Origin of the sequence: Collinsella aerofaciens (assembly GCF_015552075.1) — a bacterium.
Lineage (GTDB): Bacteria > Actinomycetota > Coriobacteriia > Coriobacteriales > Coriobacteriaceae > Collinsella > Collinsella aerofaciens_Y.
Genome location: NZ_JADNDZ010000043.1, coordinates 1 through 3,029 on the forward strand (window position 1 = coordinate 1; position 3,029 = coordinate 3,029).

Genomic DNA, 3,029 nt, shown 5'->3' on the forward strand with positions numbered 1-3,029 from the left:
GGCCGCGGCGGCCCGCGCTGCATGAGCATGCCCTTCTGGCGCGAGGACCTCTAAGTCTTTCCGTTTCCGGTGCGGTCCCCCTACAACCGCACCGGCTTCGCCCGTTAAACGGGCACCACTAATACTTACGTAATTCATTTCTTCGAAAGGAATCAAACCATGGGTGTTAACCTTTCCGGCCGTAGCTTCCTCAAGCTTCTCGACCTCACCACCGAGGAGATCGAGTACCTGCTCAAGCTCTCCAAGAACTTCAAGGATATGAAGCGCGCTGGCGTTCCGCACCGCTATCTCGAGGGCAAGAACATCGTTCTGCTCTTCCAGAAGACCTCTACTCGTACCCGCTGCGCCTTCGAGGTCGGCGGCATGGATCTGGGCATGGGCGTCACCTACCTCGATCCGGGTTCGTCGCAGATGGGCAAGAAGGAGTCCATCGAGGACACTGCCCGCGTTCTCGGCCGCATGTATGACGGCATCGAGTTCCGTGGCTTTGCCCAGGACGACGTCGAGGAGCTCGCTGCTAAGTCCGGCGTGCCCGTGTGGAACGGCCTGACCACCGAGTGGCACCCCACCCAGATGCTCGCCGACATCCTGACCGTCCAGGAGAACTTCAACTACGACATCAAGGGCAAGACCCTCGTCTTCATGGGCGACTGCAAGAACAATGTCGCTCGCTCCCTCATGGTCGTCTGCTCCAAGCTCGGCATGAACTTCGTGGCCTGCGGCCCCGAGGAGTGCATGCCCGCTGACGACGTCATCGAGGCCTGCAAGCCCATCGCCGAGGCTAACGGCTGCACCATCAAGCTGACCACCGACGTCAAGGACGGCGTCACCGGTGCCGACGTTATCTACACCGACGTGTGGGTCTCCATGGGCGAGCCCGACGAGGTCTGGGCCGAGCGCATCGCTCAGCTCACCCCGTATCGTGTCACCTCCGAGGTCATGGCTATGGCCAACCCGGGTGCCATCTTCCTGCACTGCCTGCCCAGCTTCCACGACACCAACACCACCATTGGCGCCGAGAAGTGCGAACAGTTCGGCATCACCGAGCAGGAGGTCACCGACGAGGTCTTCGAGAGCCCCGCTTCCAAGGTCTTCGACGAGGCCGAGAACCGCATGCACACCATCAAGGCTGTCATGTACGCCACGCTCAAGTAAGAGCATCTAGCATCTCGCTCGGGGTGTATTGCTGCACACCCCGAGCGGTTTTATCTGGTAATAATCTCGCATCAAGCGGCAGGCACGGCACGGAAGAGCCGCTTCTGGCGAGATCAGTAAATGATTTATGAAGGGGGGATGAGAACTATGACTGAGACCGCTAAGAAAAAGCGCGGTATGCCTTCATCGTTCACCATTCTTCTTGCTCTGCTGGCAATTGTCGCAGTGATTACCGTTATCGTCTCCGGCACGTCCGGCGGCGCGGTTACTGCCGCCCGTCTGAGCGATTTCTGCACCGCCCCGATTAAGGGCTTCGCTGACGCTCTGCCCGTCTGCCTCTTCGTTATGATCCTGGGCGGCTTCCTCGGCATGATGACCGAGACCGGCGCTCTGGACAACGGCATCGCCGTTCTGGTGCAGAAGCTTAAGGGCAACGAGATTATGCTCATTCCCGTGCTGATGCTCATCTTCTCCCTCGGTGGTACCACCTATGGTATGTGCGAGGAGACCGTTCCCTTCTACGCCCTGCTCGCCGCTACCATGATGGCTGCTGGCTTCGACCCCATGGTCGGTGCCGCTACCGTCCTGCTCGGCGCTGGCTGCGGCTGCCTGGGCTCCACGGTTAACCCGTTCGCCGTCGGCGCTGCCGTTGACGCTCTGACCGGCGTTGGCATTGAGGTCAACCAGTCCATCATCATCGGCCTCGGTGCCGTCCTGTGGATTGTCACTACCGCTATGTCCATCGTTTTCGTGATGAACTATGCCAAGAAGGTCAAGGCTGACAAGGGTTCCACCATCCTGTCGATGCAGGAGCTCAAGGACGCCGAAGAGGCTCACGGCAAGGCTGCTTCCGAGGTCCACAAGGAGGTCAAGCTCACCGGTCGTCAGAAGGGTGTTCTGATCGCCTTCGCCTTCACCTTCGTCGTCATGATCGTCGGCTTCATTCCGCTAGCCGATCTCAACGAGGGCGTCGCCAACTTCTTCGACGCTGGCGCTGTCTACGACGCCGATGGTAACGCCGTCGTCCAGGGCTGGTCTGCCCTGATCACCGGCCTGCCCATTGGCCAGTGGTACTTCGACGAGGCTTCCACCTGGTTCTTCCTCATGGCCGTCCTGATCGGTATCATCGGTGGCCTGTCCGAGAAGCAGATCGTCAACACCTTCATCACCGGCGCTGCCGACATGATGTCCGTTGTTCTCGTTATCGCCCTCGCCCGTGGTATCTCCGTCCTCATGGCTAACACCGGCCTCGACGTCTTCGTCCTCGACGCTGCCGCCAATGCCCTGGCTGGCCTGTCCGGCGTGATCTTCGCTCCCATGAGCTTCCTGGTCTACTTCGGCCTGTCCTTCCTGATCCCCTCGACCTCCGGTATGGCCACCGTCTCCATGCCCATCATGGGACCGCTGGCTGTTAAGCTTGGCTTCTCGCCCGAGGTCATGGTCATGATCTTCTCCGCCGCCATCGGTGTCGTGAACCTGTTCACCCCGACCTCCGGCGCCATCATGGGCGGTCTCGCCCTGGCCAAGATCGAGTGGACGACCTGGCTCAAGTTTGCCCTTAAGCTCATCGTCGCGCTCTCCGTCGTCTGCGCCGTCATCCTGACCGTCGCCTGCGTGCTGCTCTAAGTACCCAACGGGTACCCCACGGAAACCTTGACGATCCTGTAGAGGATCACCTGGTCATCGTCTGTCCGGTGGGGTCAACCCACCGGTAGACTCCTACCTTTAGCCCCCTCCCGTTCCGTGCGCGGGAGGGGGCGCACTTATGTTGCGCGGTTCTACGAACCGCGCAACCAGTCGACGCTGCGCGCCGCCCAGGACGACAATTTGTCATTCAAAAGGCAAGGCATGACCAGAAGGTCTATGCCTTGCCT

At 60.3% G+C, this 3,029-nt stretch carries 2 protein-coding genes; both read left to right on the forward strand.

Features of this window, described 5'->3' with window-relative positions; all coding sequences use genetic code 11:
* Positions 1 to 159 precede the first annotated feature (159 nt).
* Positions 160 to 1,155 carry an ornithine carbamoyltransferase gene (argF, locus tag I2D41_RS02835; protein ID WP_006234279.1) on the forward strand — a complete coding sequence of 332 codons (996 nt, stop codon included), beginning with the start codon at positions 160 to 162 and terminating at the stop codon, positions 1,153 to 1,155.
* Positions 1,156 to 1,293: 138 nt separating this feature from the next.
* Complete coding sequence (locus tag I2D41_RS02840; protein ID WP_408583389.1) at positions 1,294 to 2,781, forward strand: YfcC family protein; 1,488 nt, start codon at positions 1,294 to 1,296, stop codon at positions 2,779 to 2,781.
* The last annotated feature ends 248 nt before the right edge of the window (positions 2,782 to 3,029 follow it).